At 65.8% G+C, this 18,636-nt stretch carries 21 protein-coding genes; 10 read left to right on the plus strand and 11 right to left on the minus strand.

Annotated elements, in window-relative coordinates:
• Positions 1-40: 40 nt before the first annotated feature.
• On the minus strand, positions 41-1,438 hold the full coding sequence (locus BDI24065_RS38700; protein WP_175035625.1) for a sigma-54 dependent transcriptional regulator: 1,398 nt from the start codon (positions 1,436-1,438) through the stop codon (positions 41-43).
• A 502-nt stretch (positions 1,439-1,940) separates the two neighbouring features.
• On the opposite strand from BDI24065_RS38700, the gene BDI24065_RS38705 reads away from it, so the two are divergent.
• Together BDI24065_RS38705 and BDI24065_RS38710 are read left to right on the plus strand one after the other, a co-directional pair.
• Positions 1,941-2,267 (plus strand): hypothetical protein, encoded by a 327-nt coding sequence (locus BDI24065_RS38705; RefSeq protein WP_175035626.1) that lies wholly within the window; start codon positions 1,941-1,943, stop codon positions 2,265-2,267.
• 275 nt (positions 2,268-2,542) lie between these two features.
• Positions 2,543-3,043 carry a dihydrofolate reductase gene (locus tag BDI24065_RS38710; protein ID WP_175013815.1) on the plus strand — a complete coding sequence of 167 codons (501 nt, stop codon included), beginning with the start codon at positions 2,543-2,545 and terminating at the stop codon, positions 3,041-3,043.
• Positions 3,044-3,126: 83 nt separating this feature from the next.
• Here BDI24065_RS38710 and pmbA read toward each other — a convergent pair whose 3' ends face one another.
• Entirely contained in the window at positions 3,127-4,497 is a 1,371-nt protein-coding gene (gene pmbA / locus BDI24065_RS38715) for a metalloprotease PmbA (RefSeq protein WP_175035627.1), read from the minus strand.
• A 127-nt stretch (positions 4,498-4,624) separates the two neighbouring features.
• Here pmbA and yjgA point away from each other — a divergent pair, with 127 nt between their 5' ends.
• Together yjgA and mog are read left to right on the plus strand one after the other, a co-directional pair.
• On the plus strand, positions 4,625-5,230 hold the full coding sequence (yjgA, locus tag BDI24065_RS38720) for a ribosome biogenesis factor YjgA (RefSeq protein ID WP_302479487.1): 606 nt from the start codon (positions 4,625-4,627) through the stop codon (positions 5,228-5,230).
• Entirely contained in the window at positions 5,211-5,831 is a 621-nt protein-coding gene (gene mog / locus BDI24065_RS38725; protein WP_175035629.1) for a molybdopterin adenylyltransferase, read from the plus strand. Before yjgA ends, mog begins: the two co-directional genes overlap by 20 nt.
• A gap of 16 nt (positions 5,832-5,847) precedes the next feature.
• Here the strand turns inward: mog and orn are convergent, their stop codons facing one another.
• On the minus strand, positions 5,848-6,468 hold the full coding sequence (orn, locus tag BDI24065_RS38730) for an oligoribonuclease (RefSeq protein ID WP_175035630.1): 621 nt from the start codon (positions 6,466-6,468) through the stop codon (positions 5,848-5,850).
• A 117-nt stretch (positions 6,469-6,585) separates the two neighbouring features.
• Here orn and BDI24065_RS38735 point away from each other — a divergent pair, with 117 nt between their 5' ends.
• From BDI24065_RS38735 to BDI24065_RS38745, 3 genes are all read left to right on the plus strand, one after another.
• Positions 6,586-7,845: a M48 family metallopeptidase gene (locus BDI24065_RS38735; RefSeq protein WP_175035631.1), complete on the plus strand. Its 1,260-nt coding sequence runs from the start codon at positions 6,586-6,588 to the stop codon at positions 7,843-7,845.
• The gene (gene rsgA, locus BDI24065_RS38740) at positions 7,842-8,783 is read left to right on the plus strand and encodes a ribosome small subunit-dependent GTPase A (RefSeq protein WP_175035632.1); all 942 of its coding nucleotides are present in this window, start codon (positions 7,842-7,844) and stop codon (positions 8,781-8,783) included. The genes BDI24065_RS38735 and rsgA overlap by 4 nt, the downstream gene beginning before the upstream one ends.
• A gap of 64 nt (positions 8,784-8,847) precedes the next feature.
• Positions 8,848-9,165 carry a DUF2007 domain-containing protein gene (locus BDI24065_RS38745; protein WP_175035633.1) on the plus strand — a complete coding sequence of 106 codons (318 nt, stop codon included), beginning with the start codon at positions 8,848-8,850 and terminating at the stop codon, positions 9,163-9,165.
• 63 nt (positions 9,166-9,228) lie between these two features.
• On the opposite strand, the gene BDI24065_RS38750 is transcribed toward BDI24065_RS38745, so the two are convergent.
• The 6 genes from BDI24065_RS38750 to rpsP all read right to left on the minus strand — a co-directional run bounded on the left by BDI24065_RS38750 (position 9,229) and on the right by rpsP (position 13,358).
• Positions 9,229-10,167: a CobD/CbiB family protein gene (locus BDI24065_RS38750; protein ID WP_043181898.1), complete on the minus strand. Its 939-nt coding sequence runs from the start codon at positions 10,165-10,167 to the stop codon at positions 9,229-9,231.
• Between the two features lie 120 nt (positions 10,168-10,287).
• Positions 10,288-10,974, minus strand: a complete 687-nt coding sequence (locus BDI24065_RS38755) for a CoA pyrophosphatase (protein WP_175035634.1) — start codon at positions 10,972-10,974, stop codon at positions 10,288-10,290.
• Between the two features lie 87 nt (positions 10,975-11,061).
• Positions 11,062-11,454 carry a 50S ribosomal protein L19 gene (rplS, locus tag BDI24065_RS38760; protein WP_089450137.1) on the minus strand — a complete coding sequence of 131 codons (393 nt, stop codon included), beginning with the start codon at positions 11,452-11,454 and terminating at the stop codon, positions 11,062-11,064.
• 133 nt (positions 11,455-11,587) lie between these two features.
• A complete protein-coding gene (gene trmD / locus BDI24065_RS38765) occupies positions 11,588-12,382 on the minus strand; it encodes a tRNA (guanosine(37)-N1)-methyltransferase TrmD (RefSeq protein WP_175013808.1) in 795 nt (264 codons plus the stop codon).
• 1 nt (position 12,383) lies between these two features.
• Positions 12,384-13,061 (minus strand): ribosome maturation factor RimM, encoded by a 678-nt coding sequence (rimM, locus tag BDI24065_RS38770; RefSeq protein ID WP_175035635.1) that lies wholly within the window; start codon positions 13,059-13,061, stop codon positions 12,384-12,386.
• A gap of 42 nt (positions 13,062-13,103) precedes the next feature.
• Positions 13,104-13,358: a 30S ribosomal protein S16 gene (rpsP, locus tag BDI24065_RS38775; protein ID WP_006400702.1), complete on the minus strand. Its 255-nt coding sequence runs from the start codon at positions 13,356-13,358 to the stop codon at positions 13,104-13,106.
• Between the two features lie 153 nt (positions 13,359-13,511).
• Here rpsP and BDI24065_RS38780 point away from each other — a divergent pair, with 153 nt between their 5' ends.
• The gene (locus tag BDI24065_RS38780; RefSeq protein WP_175035636.1) at positions 13,512-14,651 is read left to right on the plus strand and encodes a PQQ-dependent sugar dehydrogenase; all 1,140 of its coding nucleotides are present in this window, start codon (positions 13,512-13,514) and stop codon (positions 14,649-14,651) included.
• 109 nt (positions 14,652-14,760) lie between these two features.
• Positions 14,761-15,228 (plus strand): NINE protein, encoded by a 468-nt coding sequence (locus BDI24065_RS38785; protein WP_039370986.1) that lies wholly within the window; start codon positions 14,761-14,763, stop codon positions 15,226-15,228.
• Positions 15,229-15,277: 49 nt separating this feature from the next.
• Here BDI24065_RS38785 and BDI24065_RS38790 read toward each other — a convergent pair whose 3' ends face one another.
• Together BDI24065_RS38790 and BDI24065_RS38795 are read right to left on the minus strand one after the other, a co-directional pair.
• Entirely contained in the window at positions 15,278-16,465 is a 1,188-nt protein-coding gene (locus tag BDI24065_RS38790) for a PA0069 family radical SAM protein (protein ID WP_175035637.1), read from the minus strand.
• Between the two features lie 90 nt (positions 16,466-16,555).
• Positions 16,556-17,044 (minus strand): Lrp/AsnC ligand binding domain-containing protein, encoded by a 489-nt coding sequence (locus BDI24065_RS38795; protein WP_011351353.1) that lies wholly within the window; start codon positions 17,042-17,044, stop codon positions 16,556-16,558.
• 145 nt (positions 17,045-17,189) lie between these two features.
• On the opposite strand from BDI24065_RS38795, the gene BDI24065_RS38800 reads away from it, so the two are divergent.
• On the plus strand, positions 17,190-18,476 hold the full coding sequence (locus BDI24065_RS38800) for a D-amino acid dehydrogenase (protein WP_175035638.1): 1,287 nt from the start codon (positions 17,190-17,192) through the stop codon (positions 18,474-18,476).
• Positions 18,477-18,636 lie beyond the last annotated feature (160 nt).

Here is an 18,636-nt window from a genome sequence, read left to right on the forward strand (position 1 = left end):
CGGGTTCCTTCGGCCGCGAGGGCGGCCGTACCCGCCAATTTTAGCAAGCGTGATGCGGAAGCTCCGGCAACGGCGCCGAAAACCCTGCCAGCGTGTCGCCGCGATCGCGCATGCCGTGCGCGCACATCAGCCGGTAGAGCGTGACGCGCGACACGCCGAGTTCGCGCGCGGCATCCGCAAAACGGCCGCGATGGCGCAACAGCGCCTGCTCGATCGCCTGCCGTTCGGCCGCCTCACGCGCCTCCAGCAGCGACACGGGCGCGAGCGTCGCAAAGTCGTTCAGCTCGAGATCGGCCGCGGTGATCATCCGGCCCTCCGACATGACGATCGCGCGGCGCACGCGATTGATCAGTTCACGCACGTTGCCCGGCCACGAATAGCCGTACAGCGACGCGACCGCGTCAGGGGAAAAGCCGCGCAGGCGACGATGCGCGTCACCCTTGAAACGCTCGAGCATGTGGCGCGCGAGCACCTCGATGTCCTTGCCCCGCGCGCGCAGCGGCGGCTCCTCGATCTTCAGCACGCACAGGCGATGGAACAGGTCCTCGCGGAACCGCCCTTCGCGCAGCGCCGCCTCCATGTCGACGTGTGTCGCGCAGATCACGCGCACGTCGACGGGCACCGACACATGGGCACCGAGCCGCTCGATCTTGCCTTCCTGCAGAAAGCGCAGCAGGCTGGCCTGGCTTTCGAGCGGCAAGTCGCCGATCTCGTCGAGAAACAGCGTGCCGCCGTTGGCGGCCTCGACGCGGCCGATCTTGCGCTGGTTCGCGCCGGTGAACGCACCGCGCTCATAGCCGAACAGCTCGGCCTGCAGCAGCGTCGACGGGATCGCGCCGCAATTGATCGCGATGAACGGTGCCTGCGCGCGCGACGAACGTTCGTGAATCGCGACCGCCGTCAGTTCCTTGCCCGTACCCGATTCGCCGGAGATGAACACCGGCGCGTCGGTTGCCGCGACGCGGCGTATCGTCCTGAAGAGCCCGAGCATCGCATCGCAGGTTCCGACCATTTCGCCTTCGCTGCGTCCGGCGCCGACGGGCGGCGCAACGGGTTCGGTCAGCGCGACCATGCCGTGCGCATGACCGACGGTCTCGACGATCCGCGACGTCTCGTACGGCATCGTCACGTAGTCGAAACAGTAGTCGCGAATGAGATGACGCAGCGTGGCGTCCTGCAACTGGCCACGGCGCGTCGCCGCGATCCAGCCGATGTGCTGAATGCTCAGACAGGATTCGAGTTCGCGCAGGTCCGAGGGCTTGAAGCCCGGCGAAAAATCGAGCAGCCCGGCCGTTGCGACGCCATGCTGCACGACGCGCCGAACGTCCCGCACGGTCTCCGCGAGATCGACGCGCCAACCGCATTCGTCGAAATGGCCGCGCAACGCGTCGTTCGGTTCGCGCGAATAGTAGATCACGTGCCGCTGATCGGCTCCCATATGCCCACCCCGTTCATCAACCGTCTAACGATTGCCGTGCACGCCAGGTCACGTGCGAAAAGGATCGAATCGGGTCAGCCAAAGGTGGCTCGATTCGCCATGCCGATGCGCGGCGACGACAAAGCCTCGCATGATGGCGCTTATCTCGCGTCCAGTTATTTTGATCAAGACAGCTTAGTTATAGGCACTGAATACGACAATCCGATTTCAGCGCGGTGGGCGATGCGGCCGAATCGCTCAGGAGGTCGATGCATGTCAATCGTCTGCACATAGCACCCGCGCAGCGATACGTTCCGTCATCAACACTTGCGACGATTTTCATCCTTGAAGCGTATCGGTTGAATCCGCAGTATTCCCGAGCCCCCTCGTTTCACGCCTGAAACATTTTCAGCCGTTTTCCGACACAATTCTCAACGCTTGAGCACGAATCGCAGTCTCGACAACGGTCCCGGCGCGATGGCATGCATTTCGCTGAATATGGAAACCGTCGGAGACAGCGACCATGCGAAAACATCTTTTACTTTCTTTCGTGCCGATGGCCATTGCGGTCGCGGCCGCCGGCCCGCCCGCGCTCGTACGCGCAGACGAAGGCACGAATCAGGATCACGCCATGCTGCTTGCGGCAAACGCGCCGAGCATGCAGCACGACAACGGGTTCGGCATCGTCACCGTGTCGTCACCGCAACCGCTGCCGGCCGGCAGGACTTTCGTGACGCTGTGGGACGAGATCCCGCCGCCACCTCAATTGCCGATGCCGCTTCCTGCACCGCAGCCGGGCGACGTTCAGCACGCGATGGAAGGCACTACGCAAGGCAGTACGCATCAGTAACGCACGAGCCGATCCATTTGATAAGGATGACGTATTGATTTGAGCGAGCCGGACAGCATCGATCAGATGCCGGCATCGTCGCTCTTGCAACACGAAACGGTTTTTGTGCTCCGTCCCCCGGCGGGCACTCTTTTTATTCATTCCGTCGCCGCGATGCATTGCTTCAGACGTCGCGGCGCGCAGTGCACGAAGGCGGCGGCGCGCACCCGGAACCGGCGCGCGCCGCCGTTCCGGTAGAATCGGCGCCATTCCGGTTTTCCTCTTCCCCGACCTTCATGACGACGTTGACCCTGATCGTCGCGCGTGCCCGCAACGGCATCATCGGCCGCGACAACCAGTTGCCCTGGAAACTTCCCGAAGATCTCGCGTTCTTCAAGCGCACGACGATGGGCGCACCGATCGTGATGGGCCGCAAGACCCACGAGTCGATCGGCCGGCCGCTGCCGGGCCGCCGCAATATCGTCGTCACGCGCGACGCGACGCGACGCTTCGACGGCTGCGACACCGTCACGTCGCTCGCCGACGCGCTGGCGCTCGCTGCGCGCGACGGCGTGCCCGAGGCATTCCTGATCGGTGGCGCGCAACTCTACACGGAAGGTCTCGCACTCGCCGACAAGCTGGTCGTCACCGAGATCGATGCCGACTTCGACGGTGACGCATCGTTCCCGGCGCCCGACGCCGCGCACTGGCAGGAAGTGTCGCGCGATGCGCACCAGGCGGCCGCGCCGAATACGTTCGGCTATGCGTTCGTCGTCTACGAGCGCAAGCGCGGCTGACGCGTCGCGCGCCATGAAAAAAGCCCGACCGGCTCGCGCCGGTCGGGCTTTTTCGTTTGATGGCGGCCGATGCCGCGCGCCGCTTACTGCCCGGCGATCGTCATCTGCTCGATCAGCACCGAGCCCGTTTCCTTCGTGCCGCGCACGATCGAATCGGCGCCGATCGCGACGATATGCCGGAACATTTCCTGCAACGTGCTCGCGACGGTGATTTCCTCGACCGGATACTGGATCACGCCGTTCTCGACCCAGAAGCCCGCCGCGCCGCGCGAATAGTCGCCCGTCACGTAGTTCACGCCCTGCCCCATCAGCTCGGTCAGCAACAGGCCCGTGCCAAGCTTCTTCAGCATCGCGTCGAAATCGTCGCCCGCCTGCGTGTTCGAGCTGCGCAGCGCGAGGTTGTGCGAGCCGCCTGCGTTGCCGGTGGTCTGCGTGCCGAGCTTGCGCGCCGAATAGGTCGACAGGAAGTAGCCTTCGACGACGCCGTCCTTGACGACGCTGCGCGCACGCGTGCGGACGCCTTCCTCGTCGAACGGCGCACTGCCCATCGCGCGCGGCACGTGCGGATCCTCGACGACCTGGATGTGCGGTGCGAACACCGGCTTGCCGAGGCTGTCGACGAGGAACGACGTCTTGCGGTACAGCGCGCCGCCGCTTACCGCCTGCACGAACGCGCCGAGCAGGCCGGCCGCGAGCGGCGCCTCGAACAGCACCGGCACCTTGCGGGTGTCGAGACGGCGCGCGCCCATCCGGGCAAGCGCACGCTCGGCCGCGTAACGGCCCACCGCTTCGGGCGCCGCGAGATCGATCGCGCTGCGCTTCGACGAATACCAGTCGTCGCGCTGCATGTGACGGCCGCTGCCCGCGATCGGCGCGCAGGCGATGTAGTGGCGCGAGTACGGGTAGCCGGACAGGAAGCCGCGCGACGTCGCGAGCACGAACTGCGAATGCTGCGCCGACACGCTCGCGCCTTCCGAGTTGCGGATCTGCGGGCTGACCGCGAATGCGGCGTCTTCCGCGCGGCGGGCGAGCTCGACGGCCTCGTCGGCCGTCAGCGCCCACGGGTGGTAAAGGTCGAGGTCGCGCGGGTCGGTTTCGAGCAGCTCGGCCTCGGCGAGGCCGGCCGCTTCGTCCTCGGCGGTGAAGCGTGCGATGTTGTACGCGGCGGCGACGGTATCCTTGATCGCGGCCGGCGAGAAGTCCGACGTGCTCGCGTTGCCGCGCTTCTTGCCGATGAACACGGTCACGCCGACCATCTTGTCGCGGTTGTGCTCGATCGTTTCGACTTCGCCGCGGCGCACCGACACCGACAGGCCGTCGCCCTCGGAGATTTCGGTCGCGGCGTCCGTCGCGCCGAGCGCCTTCGCATGGCGAAGGATGTCCGAGGCGATTTCTTTGAGCTGGTCCTGCGTGTGCGGGAAATAGCGCGCTTGTACGTCGAGATTGGCTGCCATCGTCTTGATATCCGGTGGCGGGCGGGCGCCCGCATGTTCAAAATGTTGCGTATCCCGCGATCATAGCAAGGTCCGGGGCCGGACACCGACAAGCTTGGGGTGTCCGCGGCGCGATACAATGCCGTCCATGACACGCAAAACCCGAATCCAGCCGATCGAGCATGCCGTCGAAGAAGACGACAATGGCTACGATCGCCCCAGCAAATCCCAACTCAAGCGCGAAATGCACGAGCTGCAGGTGCTCGGCCAGGCACTGGTCGACCTGCCGAAAGACGCGCTGAAACGCATGCCGATGCCCGAAAGTCTCGCGGACGCCGTTCGCGAGGCGCGCCGGATCACCGATCACGAAGGCAAGCGCCGCCAGCTCCAGTACGTCGGCCGCGTGATGCGCTCGCTGACCGACGACGAGACAGCCGCGCTGCGCACCGCGCTCGACGCGCAGCGCGGCGTGAACAAGGCCGCGACGGCCCGCCTGCACTGGATCGAACGCACGCGCGAACAGTTGCTCGCGAACGACGACGCACTGACCGAATTCCTGCGCCAGCACCCGGAAGCCGATATCCAGGAAGGCCGCACGCTGATCCGCAACGCACGCAAGGAAGCGCAGCAAGGCAAGCCGCCGCGCTATTTCCGCGAGCTGTTCCAGTGGATCAAGACCGCTGGCGGCACGTCCAGTGCGGACGACGAAGCAGCGGACGACGCCGGAGACGACCATGACGACGACGAAGCGTAACCACCCGGACGAGCTCGTCGTCGGCCTCGTGTCGATCAGCGACCGCGCGAGCACGGGGGTCTACGAAGACAAGGGCATTCCCGCGCTGCGGGAGTGGCTCGCCGGCGCGCTCACGTCGCCGTGGCGCGCCGAAACGCGCCTGATCCAGGACGATGCGCCCACGATCTCGGCCACGCTCGCCGAGCTCGTCGACGTCGCCGGGTGCGACCTCGTGCTGACGACGGGCGGCACGGGCCCCGCGCGCCGCGACGTGACGCCCGAGGCCACGCTGGCCGTGGCGACGAAGGAAATGCCGGGATTCGGCGAACAGATGCGGCAGATCAGCCTGAATTTCGTGCCGACCGCGATCCTGTCGCGGCAGGTCGCGGTGATCCGCGAGACGGCCGACCATGCGGCGCTGATCATCAACCTGCCCGGCCAGCCGAAGTCGATCCGGGAAACGCTCGAAGGGCTGCGCGATGCCGACGGCAAGTCGACCGTGCCCGGCATCTTCGCCGCGGTGCCCTACTGCGTCGACCTGATCGGCGGCCCGTACATCGAGACCGACGCCGCGGTGGTCGCGGCGTTCCGGCCGAAAAGCGCTCAGCGCGCACCGCGCTAAGCGCGTGCCGGCCCGCTCAGGCGGCCGGCGCCGACTCGCCAGCCGAAGCCGATGCGGCCGGAATCAGGAAATGCTCGCGGTAGTACTTCAGTTCGTCGATCGACTCGTGGATGTCCGCGAGCGCCGTGTGCATCGCCCGCTTCTGGAAGCCCTTGTAGATCGCGGGCTGCCAGCGGCGGCACAGCTCCTTGAGCGTGCTGACGTCGAGGTTGCGGTAGTGGAAGAACCGCTCGAATTCGGGCATCCAGCGCGCCATGAAGCGACGGTCCTGGCAGATCGAGTTGCCGCACATCGGCGACTTGCCGGGCGACACGTACTGCGCGAGGAATGCCTGCAACTGCGCGGCGGCTTCCGCCTCGGTCACGGTCGACGCGCGCACGCGGTCGATCAGGCCCGAGCGGCCGTGCGTCGACTTGTTCCAGTCATCCATCTTCGCGAGCGTTTCGTCGCTCTGGTGGATCGCAAACACCGGGCCTTCAACGGCGATGTCGAGCGTGGAATTGGTCACGACGACCGCGATCTCGATGATGCGGTCGTTCTCCGGGTCGAGGCCCGTCATCTCCATGTCGAGCCAGACGAGGTTCAACTCGTTGCGCACGAGCGCGGGCTGGCTGGCGGAAGCGGCGGTATCGGTCATGAGTCATCCTGGAAAATGGCGGACGGCGCGCGGCGCCGCCCAGGCGGCCGGCATCGTATCAGCGGGGCCGGTCCGCAAGAACATATAATTCTCGCATAGAACCCTTTGGCGCCTTCGATGTCACCCTTTTCGTTCACCCTGCTGTTCGCGCTCGCCGTGCTCGCGATGGTCGTCACCAAGCTGTGGCTCGCGTCGCGGCAGATCCGCTTCGTCGCCGCGCATCGCAACGGCGTCCCCGCGCAGTTCAGCGCAACCATCCCGCTGACCGCCCACCAGCGCGCGGCCGACTATACGGTCGAGCGCACCCGGCTGACGATGCTCGAGATCGTCGTCAGCGCGGCCGTGCTGGTCGGCCTCACGCTGCTCGGCGGCGTCGGCGCACTCGACACGCTGCTCACCGGCTGGCTCGGCCGCGGCTACGGGCAGCAGGTCGCGCTCGTCGCGGCGGTGCTCGTGATCACGAGCGTCATCGACGTCCCGTTCGAGTATTACCGCCAGTTCGGGATCGAACAGCGTTTCGGCTTCAACCGGATGACGAAGCGGCTGTTCTTCACCGACATGCTGAAAAACTCGCTGCTCGGCGCCGCGCTCGGCCTGCCGCTGCTGTTCGTCGTGCTGTGGCTGATGAACCAGGCCGGCAGCCTGTGGTGGCTGTGGACCTGGATCGTGTGGGTCGCGTTCCAGATGCTCGTGCTGCTGATCTACCCGACCTTCATCGCACCGATCTTCAACAAGTTCGAGCCGCTGAAGGACGACGCGCTGCGCGCGCGCATCGAGTCGCTGATGAAGCGCTGCGGCTTTGCGGCAAAGGGGTTGTTCGTGATGGACGGCAGCCGCCGCTCCGCGCACGGCAACGCGTACTTCACGGGCTTCGGCGCGTCGAAGCGGATCGTGTTCTTCGACACGCTGCTCGCGCGCCTGTCCGGCCAGGAAATCGAGGCCGTGCTCGCGCACGAACTCGGCCACTTCAAGCGCCGCCACGTGATGAAGCGGATGCTCGTGTCGTTCGTGCTGAGCCTCGCGCTGCTCGCGCTGCTCGGCTGGCTTGCGCAACGCACGTGGTTCTACACGGGGCTCGGCGTCACGCCGTCGCTCGACACGAGCAACGCGGGCGCCGCGCTCGTGCTGTTCTTCCTCGCGATTCCCGTGTTCCTGTTCTTCGCGACGCCGTTCGGCAGCCTCACGTCTCGCAAGCACGAATTCGAGGCCGACGCATTCGCGGCCAGCCAGACCGACGCTCAGGATCTCGTCAGCGCACTCGTGAAGCTCTATGAGGACAACGCGTCGACGCTGACGCCCGACCCCGTCTACACGGCCTTCTACTACTCGCATCCGCCCGCCTCGCAGCGGATCGACCGCCTGATGCAGCACGCATGAACCGGCCGACCTCCCGCAAGCCGGCCCCGCGCGCATCGGGCGCGCAACGTGCCGAAGGCCGCGTGATCGCGGCGCACGGGCGCCACTACATCGTCGCGCCCGACGACGGCGGCCCGATGCTGCAGTGCTTCCCGCGCGGCAAGAAGAGCGATATCGCGGTCGGCGACCGTGTCGCGTACGAACTCGCGTCGGCCGACCAGGGCGTCATCGTCGAGATCGGCGAACGGCGCAACCTGCTGTACCGCTCCGACCAGTTCAAGTCGAAGCTGTTCGCGGCCAACCTCGATCAATTGCTGATCGTGCTCGCGACCGAGCCCTATTTCAGCGAGGATCTGCTCGGCCGCGCGTTGATCGCCGCCGAGGCGAACGAGCTGAAGCCGCTCGTCGTGCTGAACAAGATCGACGTCGAAGCCGCGCTGCCGATCGCGCGCGAGCGCCTCGCGCCCTACCGCGCCCTCGGCTACGATGTGCTCGAGCTGTCGGTGAAGGGTTCACCCGACGACGCGCGAGCGCAGCTGATGCCGCATCTCGCCGGACATTCGACGATCCTGCTCGGCCAATCCGGGATGGGTAAGTCGACGCTCGTGAACCTGCTCGTTCCCGATGCCGAGGCCGCCACGCGCGAGATTTCGGCCGCGCTCAACAGCGGCCGTCACACGACGACGTTCACGCGCCTCTACCCGCTGCAGGGCGGCGGCGCGCTGATCGATTCGCCGGGCTTCCAGGAATTCGGCCTCTACCACCTGACGGAAGGCCGTCTCGAGCGGGCCTTTCCGGAGTTCCGGCCGCTGCTCGCCGACTGCCGTTTCTATAATTGTCATCATCTGCACGAACCCGGCTGCGCGATTCTCGAAGCCGTCGCCGACGGCCGCATCGCGCCGACGCGGCATGCGCTCTACGCGCAGCTCGTGCACGAGGCAAGCCAGATCGTCCGCTGATCGCGCGGCGCGCGCAGCGGCCAGCCGGTGCGATGCGGGCCGGCTTTCACCGACAGGAGCCGCAATGCGTTTCAAGGCACCCGATCTCGCGACGGCGCAGCATTGGGCCAACGTGCTTCAGGTGGCCGGCGTCGGTTGCGAGCTGCATAACTGCTACGCGACCGGCGCGCTTGGCGGCCTGCCCGCCGACGCGTGCACGCCGGAGCTGTGGCTCGACGACGAACGCGACGACGCGCTCGCACGCCGGCTCCTCGATGCCGCATCGCACGGCCCGTCGGCCGGTGCCGCACCATGGCGCTGCAAGCAGTGCGGCGAGGCGCTCGAAGCGCAGTTCACCGCGTGCTGGCAATGCGGCGCCGTGCGCGATCCGCTCGACGACTGACCCACAGCAAAAAGGCCGGCTCAAGCCGGCCTTTTGCCTTTCATCGGATACCGCCCTGCCCCGTCACGACACCCAGACGGCGAGCGTCAGCATCAAGAGCAGAATCATCCACAGGATCACCGCGCGCCACACAAGGCCAACCGCGGATTGCAGCGTACGCGGCGTGCAATCGTCGCCGACCGTCAACGGACCGCTGTCACCGACTGCCAGCGCATCGAGGCTCGACGGTTCCGCGAGCGGCCCCGCAAGACGGGCACCGAGCGCACCACTGCCTGCTGCCAGCAGGACGCCATCGTTCGGATCGGGCCACTGGCGCGTGTGATTGCGCCACGCATAGATCGCGTCCTCGAAATTGCCGACGATCGCGAAGCCGAGCGCGGTCAGTCGTGCGGGGATCCAGTCGATCACGAAGAACGCGCGCTGCGCGAACGTCGAGAAGGCCGCCGTGCGGTCGTCGCCCGGCGTCGACCAGCTGCGCGCGAGGTATTCGGAAATCCGGTACAGCACGGCACCGGCCGGGCCGATCGGCAGCACATACCAGAAGAACACGCCGAACACGTGGCGATGGGATGCGACAACGGCGTGAATCAGCGTATGGCGGACGATTTCGCCGACCGGCATGTCGACCGTGTCGATACCCGTCCACTCGTGCAGGATTTCGCGCGCGCGCGGCACGTCGTCGTTGTTGAGCGCGAGGTGGATGTCGGTGAAGTAATGGCTGAACTGGCGGAAGCCGAGCGTGAAATACACGACGACGACGTTCCAGATGAATGCGAGCACGAAGCTCACCTTGTACAGCAGGAAATAGATTAGCGCGACGATCAGCACCCACGGCAGCACGACCGCGAGCCATGCGAGGATGCCGTGCTTCTGCTTGCCCGCGTCGAGACCATGCGCGACGGTTTCCGCATGAAACTGGAACAGCGCGAACACCGGATTGTTCGGCGACAACGCGCGGACCTGTTCGATGATGAGAGCGAGGAGAACCGAAAAGAAAGTCATGCGTGGCGCCGTCTTCGGAGTTATGTCATTTTTTGCATAACGATAGCACAGCGTAAGCACCGGATGGCTGCCGGTGCAGTCGCCCGCCCGCCGGCCGCGCGCGCCAGCCGCCGTGCGCGCCTAGCCGGCGGCCAAGAAGCGATACAGATTGCGCAACATGCCGGCAGTTGCGCCCCAGATGAAGTAATGCCCGCCGGGTTCGCCGTTCGGATAGGGCATCGCAAAAAAACGACGCTCTCCGCCTTCCCAGCGAAACACCCGGACCTGATGGTTCGCGGGATTCATCAGGAACGCGAGCGGCACCTCGAAAATCTCGGCAACTTCGAACGTGTCGGCCTGCACGGTGAACGGCGGATGCACGAGGCCGACCACCGGCGTCACGCAAAAGCCCGTGCCGGTCAGGTAGTCGGGTAGCGCGCCGAGGATCTCGACACGCTCGCCTGCCAGCCCGATCTCTTCCTTTGTCTCGCGCAACGCGGTGGCAGTGGCATCGCGATCGAACGGTTCGCGACGACCGCCGGGGAAGCTGATCTGTCCGGCGTGGTCGTTCAGGTGGTCGGCGCGCTGGGTCAGCAGCATGGTGAGGCCGGACTCGCGGACGACGAGCGGCACGAGGACGGCCGCGCTACGTGGATCGACACCCTCCTGCAGCCTCGCCTCGCCGGGCTCGACGCTCCATTCGAGCGTGCGCGCGAAACGGTCGCGCAGGCCGGACGGCGTCATCAGGCGTGAATCGATGGCCGGCAGGCCGGCGCCGGTGCCTTCGACCGGCAGGACTTCGGGATCGATGATGGGGCGGAGATTCAATGGGGCTCTCGGGTTCGTGTCGTATCGAGCATATTCTCGCGCCAGAATGAAAAAAGCACCCGGGTGGGTGCTTTTTCCTTACAGCTCTTACTCTTGGGAAGCTGCTGCGGCGCGATCCTTCGACACCAGCTTTTCCTTGATACGAGCCGACTTGCCCGAACGCTCGCGCAGGTAGTACAGCTTCGCACGACGCACATCACCGCGGCGCTTCACGACGATGCTTGCCAGCAGCGGCGAGTACGTCTGGAACGTACGCTCGACGCCTTCGCCCGACGAGATCTTGCGGACGATGAAGTTCGAGTTCAGACCACGGCTGCGAATCGCGATCACGACGCCTTCGTAAGCCTGAACGCGCTTGCGGTTACCTTCAACCACGTTCACGTTCACGATCACCGTATCGCCCGGGGCGAAGTCGGGGATCGTCTTGCCGGCGAGCGCGCGCTCGATTTCTTCCTGCTCAAGTTTTGCGATCAGATTCATTACTGACTCCTTATGCCATCGTGTCGGCGTTGGCACCCGCCTGCTTCCAGGCCTGGCCCCGATAGAGGATGGATTCACATCAGGCACCGCGCACGCATGCACGGCACCGCCAATTCCCGCTCGCGCAGCCGCCTCAGGAGGCGTTCTTCGCTTCGCGTGCGAGGTTCGCAAGCCACGCCTCGTCGGCCCGGCTCAGCAACTTCTCGCGGCGCGCCCGGACGATCAGGTCCGGCCGCTTCCGCAACGTATTCCTCAATGCTTCCTGGCGCCGCCACCGCTCGATCTCGGCATGATGCCCGCCGAGCAGCACGTCCGGTACGCGCACGCCGTCGTACTCCTCGGGGCGCGTGTAGTGCGGACAATCGAGCAGGCCATCGGCGAAACTGTCCTGCACGGCCGACAGTGAATCGTTCAGCACGCCGGGCAGCAACCGCACGACCGCATCCATCATCGCCATCGCCGGCAATTCTCCGCCGGACAGCACGAAATCGCCGAGGCTGATTTCCTCGTCGACGCAACGATCGAGCAGGCGCTGGTCGATCGCTTCATAGCGGCCGCACAGCACGACGACACCGGGTTCCTGCGCCATCCGCACCGCGCGATCGTGCGTGAGCGGTGCACCTTGCGGCGACATCATCACGACGCGCGTGCTCGCGATGCCCTGTTCCGCCTGCGCCGCTTTCGCGGCATCGATCGCAGCTTCGAGCGGCCTGGCCAGCATCACCATGCCCGGACCGCCGCCGTACGGACGATCGTCGACCGTACGGTAGTTGTCCGTCGTGAAATCACGCGGGTTCCAGGTGCGCAGCCCGAAGCGACCTTGCTTGACGGCCCGGCTGGTGATCCCCCAGTCGGTCAGTGCACGGAACATCTCGGGAAAGAGCGTGACGACGTCGAACTGCACCGCGCTCTCGATAACCTGGTTCATTTCAGTAATCGGCTTCCCAGTCGACGACGATGCGACGCGCCGCCTGATCCACCGTTTTGACGTAAACGCCGACGAACGGAATCAACCGCTCGTCGGTGGTCGGCTGACCGTCTTTGCCGGTCGCCGGATACTCGACACGCATGATCGAATGCACGCCGTTGTCGATCATCCCGCTCACCTTCCCGAGTGCCACCGATTGCTCGTTGACGACGTCGAGACCGATCAGGTCGACCCAATAGAATTCGTCCGCGGCCAATGCCGGGAAATCTTCCCGGCGCACGAACACGCGAAAGCCGCGCATAGCCAGCGCGGCATCGCGGTCGCTGACGCCCGCGGTATGCGCAACGACGGTGTCGCTGTGCGTCTTCGACTGCATGATGCGGACGGAAAGCCGCTCCGCACCGCGTTCCAGCCACCAGCGGCGCGCCTTGAGCAGCGCGTCGCCGCCGCGACCGGCGTCGGCATGCGTCGCCACCTTGACCCAGCCCTTCAGGCCATAGGCGTCGACCACCGCCCCGACCTCGACGGCATCGTCGGGCCAGTCTTGCGCCACTTCGAGACTGCCCTGCTCGGCAGCCGGACCGGCGTTCGCGACAACGTCGCGCTCGACCGGCTTGCGGACGAATGCGCCAAACGACGCACGCCCGCGCCTTGCATTACCGGAATCGTGACCCGCCATTAATTCACCTCACAGCCGGCACGACCGGCACACCGTGCCATGTTAGGCAGCCGGTTGCGCCTTTTGCGCTTCCTTCACGAGACGCTGGACGGTCGGCGACAGTTGCGCGCCAACGCCTTGCCAGTACGTCAGGCGATCCTGAGCGATACGCAGCGCTTCGCCCTTCGTAGCGACCGGGTTGTAGAAGCCGACGCGCTCGATGAAGCGGCCGTCACGACGGTTGCGCGAATCGGTAGCAACGATGTTGTAGAACGGGCGCTTCTTCGAGCCGCCACGAGCCAGACGGATGATAACCATATGATGTCCTTCGGGAAAACCGGGTTCGAAACTACTGAAACACGCGATTATAGCCGGAAACCAGAGGTACAACAAACACTTACGCGTAAAAAATCCGCGGACGGCCTGCTCGCCAGGCATACAATCGTCGTGTCCGGGACGCTCCACACCGTCATGCCGCCCCTTCGCGCCGCCTCGATGCGCCGCGCGCAGCACCGTTTTGCGGTACTGCTTGCCGGCCTTGCCTGCCTCGCGTCCGCACTGGCGTTTGCCGCGCCGTTGCCGGCGGGCGAACTCGTCGTGCCGCCCGGCTTCCACATCGAAGTGCTCACCGACGCGGTACCGACCGCCCGTGAAATGGCGTGGTCGCCGCGCGGCATCCTGTATGTCGGCACGCGGGAGGGCCGCGTGCATGCGTTCGTGATGCACGAGGGCCGGATCAGCGCCCGCTACGTGATCGCGTCCGGGCTCGACATGCCCGTTGGCGTCGCCTACCGTGGCGGCGCACTCTATATCTCCGCCGTATCGCGCATCCTGCGTCTCGATCATATCGACGACCGGCTTGCCACGCCGCCCGCACCCGCCGTCGTCACCGACGCGCTGCCGACCGAACACCATCACGGCTGGAAATTCATCGCGTTCGGCCCCGACGGCAAGCTGTACGTGCCGACCGGCGCACCATGCAACGTCTGTCTCGCCGATCGCAGCCGCTACGCGATCATCGCACGCATGAAGGCGGACGGCAGCGGGAGCGAGGTTGTCGCCCGCGGCGTACGCAATACGGTCGGCTTCGCGTGGCACCCCGACTCGGGCGAGCTGTGGTTTACCGACAACGGGCGCGACATGATGGGCGACGACGTGCCCGACGACAAGCTGAACCGCGCGCCGCGCGCCGGCCTGGATTTCGGCTTCCCGTACTGCCATGGCGGCGACACGCCCGACCCCGAATTCGGCAGTGCCGACGTATGCCGCCGCTACGTGCCGCCCGTCTTGAAACTCGGTGCGCATGTCGCGGCACTCGGCATGCGCTTCTATACAGGGCCGATGTTTCCGGCGTCGTATCGCAATAACGTGTTCATCGCCGAACACGGCTCGTGGAACCGCAGCACGAAGGTCGGCTACCGCGTGATGCGCGTCGTCGTCTCCGCGGACGGTAGCCAGGCACGCCAGACCCCGTTCATCACGGGCTGGCTGCGGCCCGACGGCACGGTATGGGGACGCCCGGCCGACGTGTTGCCGCTACCGGACGGTTCGCTGCTCGTCAGCGACGACTACGCCGGTGCGATCTACCGTGTGACCTATGCGGCACCTTGACGCAGTACAGGGGTGACCGGGCCCGACCGGGCATCGTAGAATGCGTGCCGGGCCGCGCGCCCGCGCCGGCCCGCCGGCCACCCATGCCAACGACAATACGCCGCCATCCATGTCCAGCAGCACCGCTCCGTCCCGCCGCTTTCGCTCCAAGACGCTCACCGCCGCCCTTGCATTCCTGTTCGGATCGCTCGGCGCGCACCGCTTCTATCTGTATGGCTTTCGCGACGTGTTCGGCTGGGCACACCTGCTCGCGACGATCGTCGGCATCCCGGGCTTCCTCTTGCTCGCCGCAACCCAGCGCAGCGCCGGCCTCGGCTGGTGGCTCGCGGTACCCGGCGCGATCTCGCTGCTGGCGGCGTTCCTCGCCGCGCTCGTCTACGGGCTGCGCCCCGACGAAAAATGGGACGCGCAATTCAACGCGGAGACGGGCAAGCACAGCAAGTCGGGCTGGACCGTGATCTTCGTGGTGATCTTCTCGCTGCTGATCGGCGCGTTCCTGCTGATGACCGCGCTCGCGCTGTCGTTCCAGACGTATTTCGAGTCGCAGGTCGAAGCGGCCAAGCAGATTTCGCAGTAAGCCCGACGAACACCTAGCACCGGCACCCCGCGCCTGTCCGGCGCGCCGGTCAGAACAGGTTCAATTGCATGTCGTCGCGCGACTGCGTCGACCGCGTTCCGGCTGATCGAACCGCAACGCGCGGCGCAGGCGCCGCGGCGGCCGGCGCACCGCGAAACTGCGACAGATCGAGAATGCCGTTCGTGCGCTCGTTCAGCCCGAGCCGTTTGACGGCCTGACGGAAGCGCTGCCGCAGCAGGTCGGCCCAGATCCCCTCGCCCTTCATCCGTTTCGAGAAATCCGAGTCGTAGTCTTTCCCGCCACGCATGTCGCGCACGCGGTTCATCACGCGCTCCGCGCGATCGGGAAAATGCGCGGCAAGCCAGCTCTTGAACAGCGGCGCGACTTCCCACGGCAGCCTCAGGATGATGTAGCTCGCATGGGTCGCGCCGGCTTCCGCGCACGCTTCGAGCAAGCGCTCCATGTCGGGCTCGGTGACGAACGGAATCACCGGGGCAATGCTCACGCCGACCGGCACGCCCGCCTCGCTCAGCGCACGGATCGTCCGCAACCGTCGCGCCGGTGTTGCCGCGCGCGGCTCGAGCGTGCGCGCGAGATCGGCATCGAGCGTCGTGATCGTGACCGCCGCCATCACCTGCCCGCGTTCGGCCATCGGCGCAAGCAGGTCGAGATCGCGCTCGATCAGCGACGACTTCGTGATCGCAGCGAACGGCAACCCGCGATCGTGCATCACCTGGATCACGCTGCGCGTGATGCGCAGGTCGCGCTCGACCGGCTGGTAGGCGTCGGTGTTGACGCCGAGCGCGATCGGCTCCGGCACGTAGCGCTTGCGCGAAATCTCGCGCTCGAGCAGTTCGGCCGCATTGACCTTCGCATAGATGCGGCTTTCGAAATCGAGCCCCGGCGACAGGCCGAGATAACTGTGCGTCGGCCGCGCAAAACAATAGATGCACCCGTGCTCGCAACCGCGATACGGATTGAGCGATACGCTGAATGGAATGTCGGGCGACTGGTTGTGCGTCAGGATGCTCTTCGCGCGCTCCTCGAAGACCTGCGTGCGCAGCGGCGCGGGGAAATCGGCATCGTCCGACTCGTGTGTCCAGCCGTCGTCGACCGCTTCGCGCTGCGCGATTTCGTACCGCCCCTGCAGGTTGTCGACCGCACCGCGCCCCTTGCGGGGCACGGGCGGCGCTATCGGAAATTCGTTGTCGGATCGATCGTCCATGTGCCCACCCATTCGCCTGCACCCAATACTGTATGTTTATACAGTATTGGGTGCAGCATGCCAAGGGCGGGATAAGGGGCCCGACGGCCCGCCGCAGGCGCGTCAGTCGCCCACCGCGATCGTCAGCGTCTCCTTGATTTCTTCCATCACGACATAGCTCTTCGACTGCACGGCGCCAGGCAACTGCAGCAGGATGTCGCCGAGCAGCTTCCGGTAGTCGGCCATCTCGCCGATCCGCGCCTTGATCAGGTAGTCGAAATCGCCGGACACGAGATGACACTCGAGCACCTCGTCGATCTTCATCACTTCCCGGCGGAACTGCTCGAACATGTTGCCGCCCTTGTGGCCGAGCGTGATCTCGACGAACACCAGCAGCGCGGCATCCAGCTGGTGCGGGTCGACCCGCGCGTGATAACCGGTGATCACGCCATCTCGCTCCATGCGCCGCACCCGCTCGATACACGGCGTGACGGTCAGTCCGACCTGCTCCGCGAGGTCTTTCATCGCCATCCGGCCGTCGTCCTGGAGCAGTTTCAGAATGCGTCGATCGAGCTTGTCGAGCGAGCGTACTGGCTGACGTTGCGTTCTCATTTGTTTATGCTGAAAACCTGAAAAATACGATAACAAAACCTACACATTCGACAATACCATAGCGCAAAAAACTAGATCAGCTAGAGGTTACACGGAGACGCAGGTGCGCCCGGCCTCGATCTGGTCCCTTCCATCTGGAGCAGCTATGCGAGTCGTCATTCTGGGCAGCGGTGTGGTGGGCGTGGCAAGCGCGTATTACCTCGCGCGCGCCGGTCATGAAGTCACGGTGATCGACCGGGAGGCCGGCCCGGCGCTCGAGACGAGCTTCGCGAACGCAGGCCAGATCTCCCCCGGCTATGCCGCGCCGTGGGCCGCCCCCGGCGTGCCGCTGAAGGCCGTCAAATGGATGTTCGAAAAGCACGCGCCGCTCGCAATCCGCCTCGACGGCACGCGCTTCCAGCTCCAGTGGATGTACCAGATGCTGCGCAACTGCACGGCCGAGCGCTATGCGGTCAACAAGGGCCGCATGGTCCGCCTCGCCGAATACAGCCGCGACTGCCTGCAGGCGCTGCGCGCCGATACCGGCATCCAGTACGAAGGCCGCACGGGCGGCACGCTGCAACTGTTCCGCACGCAGCAGCAACTCGACGGTGCAGCAAAGGACATCGCCGTCCTTCAGGAAGCGAACGTGCCGTTCGAACTGCTTTCGCCGGCCGACCTGAAGAAAGTCGAACCGGCGCTCGCGGCCGTCTCGCACAAACTGACGGGCGGCCTGCGCCTGCCGGGTGACGAAACGGGCGACTGCCAGCTGTTCACGACGCGCCTCGCGGCGCTCGCCGAATCGCTCGGCGTCAAGTTCCGCTACAACACGCCGATCGATGCGCTCGCGATCGCAGGCGGCAAGATCGCCGGCGTGCAGTGCGGCAGCGAGACGGTGCGCGCGGACGCGTACGTCGTCGCACTCGGCTCGTACTCGACCAGCTTCATCTCGAACCTGATGAAGATCCCCGTCTATCCGCTGAAGGGCTATTCGATCACCGCGCCGATCGTCAACGAAGCGGCCGCCCCCGTGTCGACCGTGCTCGACGAGACCTACAAGATCGCGATCACGCGTTTCGACCAGCGCATCCGTGTCGGCGGCATGGCGGAAATCGTCGGCTTCGACAAGAAGCTGCGCGCCGCGCGCCGCGAGACGCTCGAAATGTGCGTGAACGACCTGTTCCCGGGCGGCGGCGATACGTCGAAGGCAACGTTCTGGACGGGCCTGCGTCCGATGACGCCGGACGGCACGCCGATCGTCGGCCGCACGCCGGTGTCGAACCTGTTCCTGAACACCGGCCACGGCACGCTCGGCTGGACGATGTCGTGCGGTTCGGGCCAGCTGCTCGCCGACCTGATCTCGGGCAAGATGCCCGCGATCCAGGCCGACGACCTGTCGGTGCATCGTTACCTGAAGGACGTGGCCGGCCAGACGCGCCCGGCATACGCATAGGTCGAAGCCGCCCGCAGTCATGCGGGCCGACCGGCGTCAAAAGGAAAGGCGCCCCGAGGGGCGCCTTTTTCATTGCATCGAATCGTCAACCGGTCAGAACTGGTCTTCCGTCAACGCGAGCACGCCCTCGTTGCCCTTCGTGCCGACGATCGACGCTTCG

The sequence above is a fragment of the Burkholderia lata genome, from assembly GCF_902499025.1.
Taxonomy (GTDB): domain Bacteria; phylum Pseudomonadota; class Gammaproteobacteria; order Burkholderiales; family Burkholderiaceae; genus Burkholderia; species Burkholderia lata_C.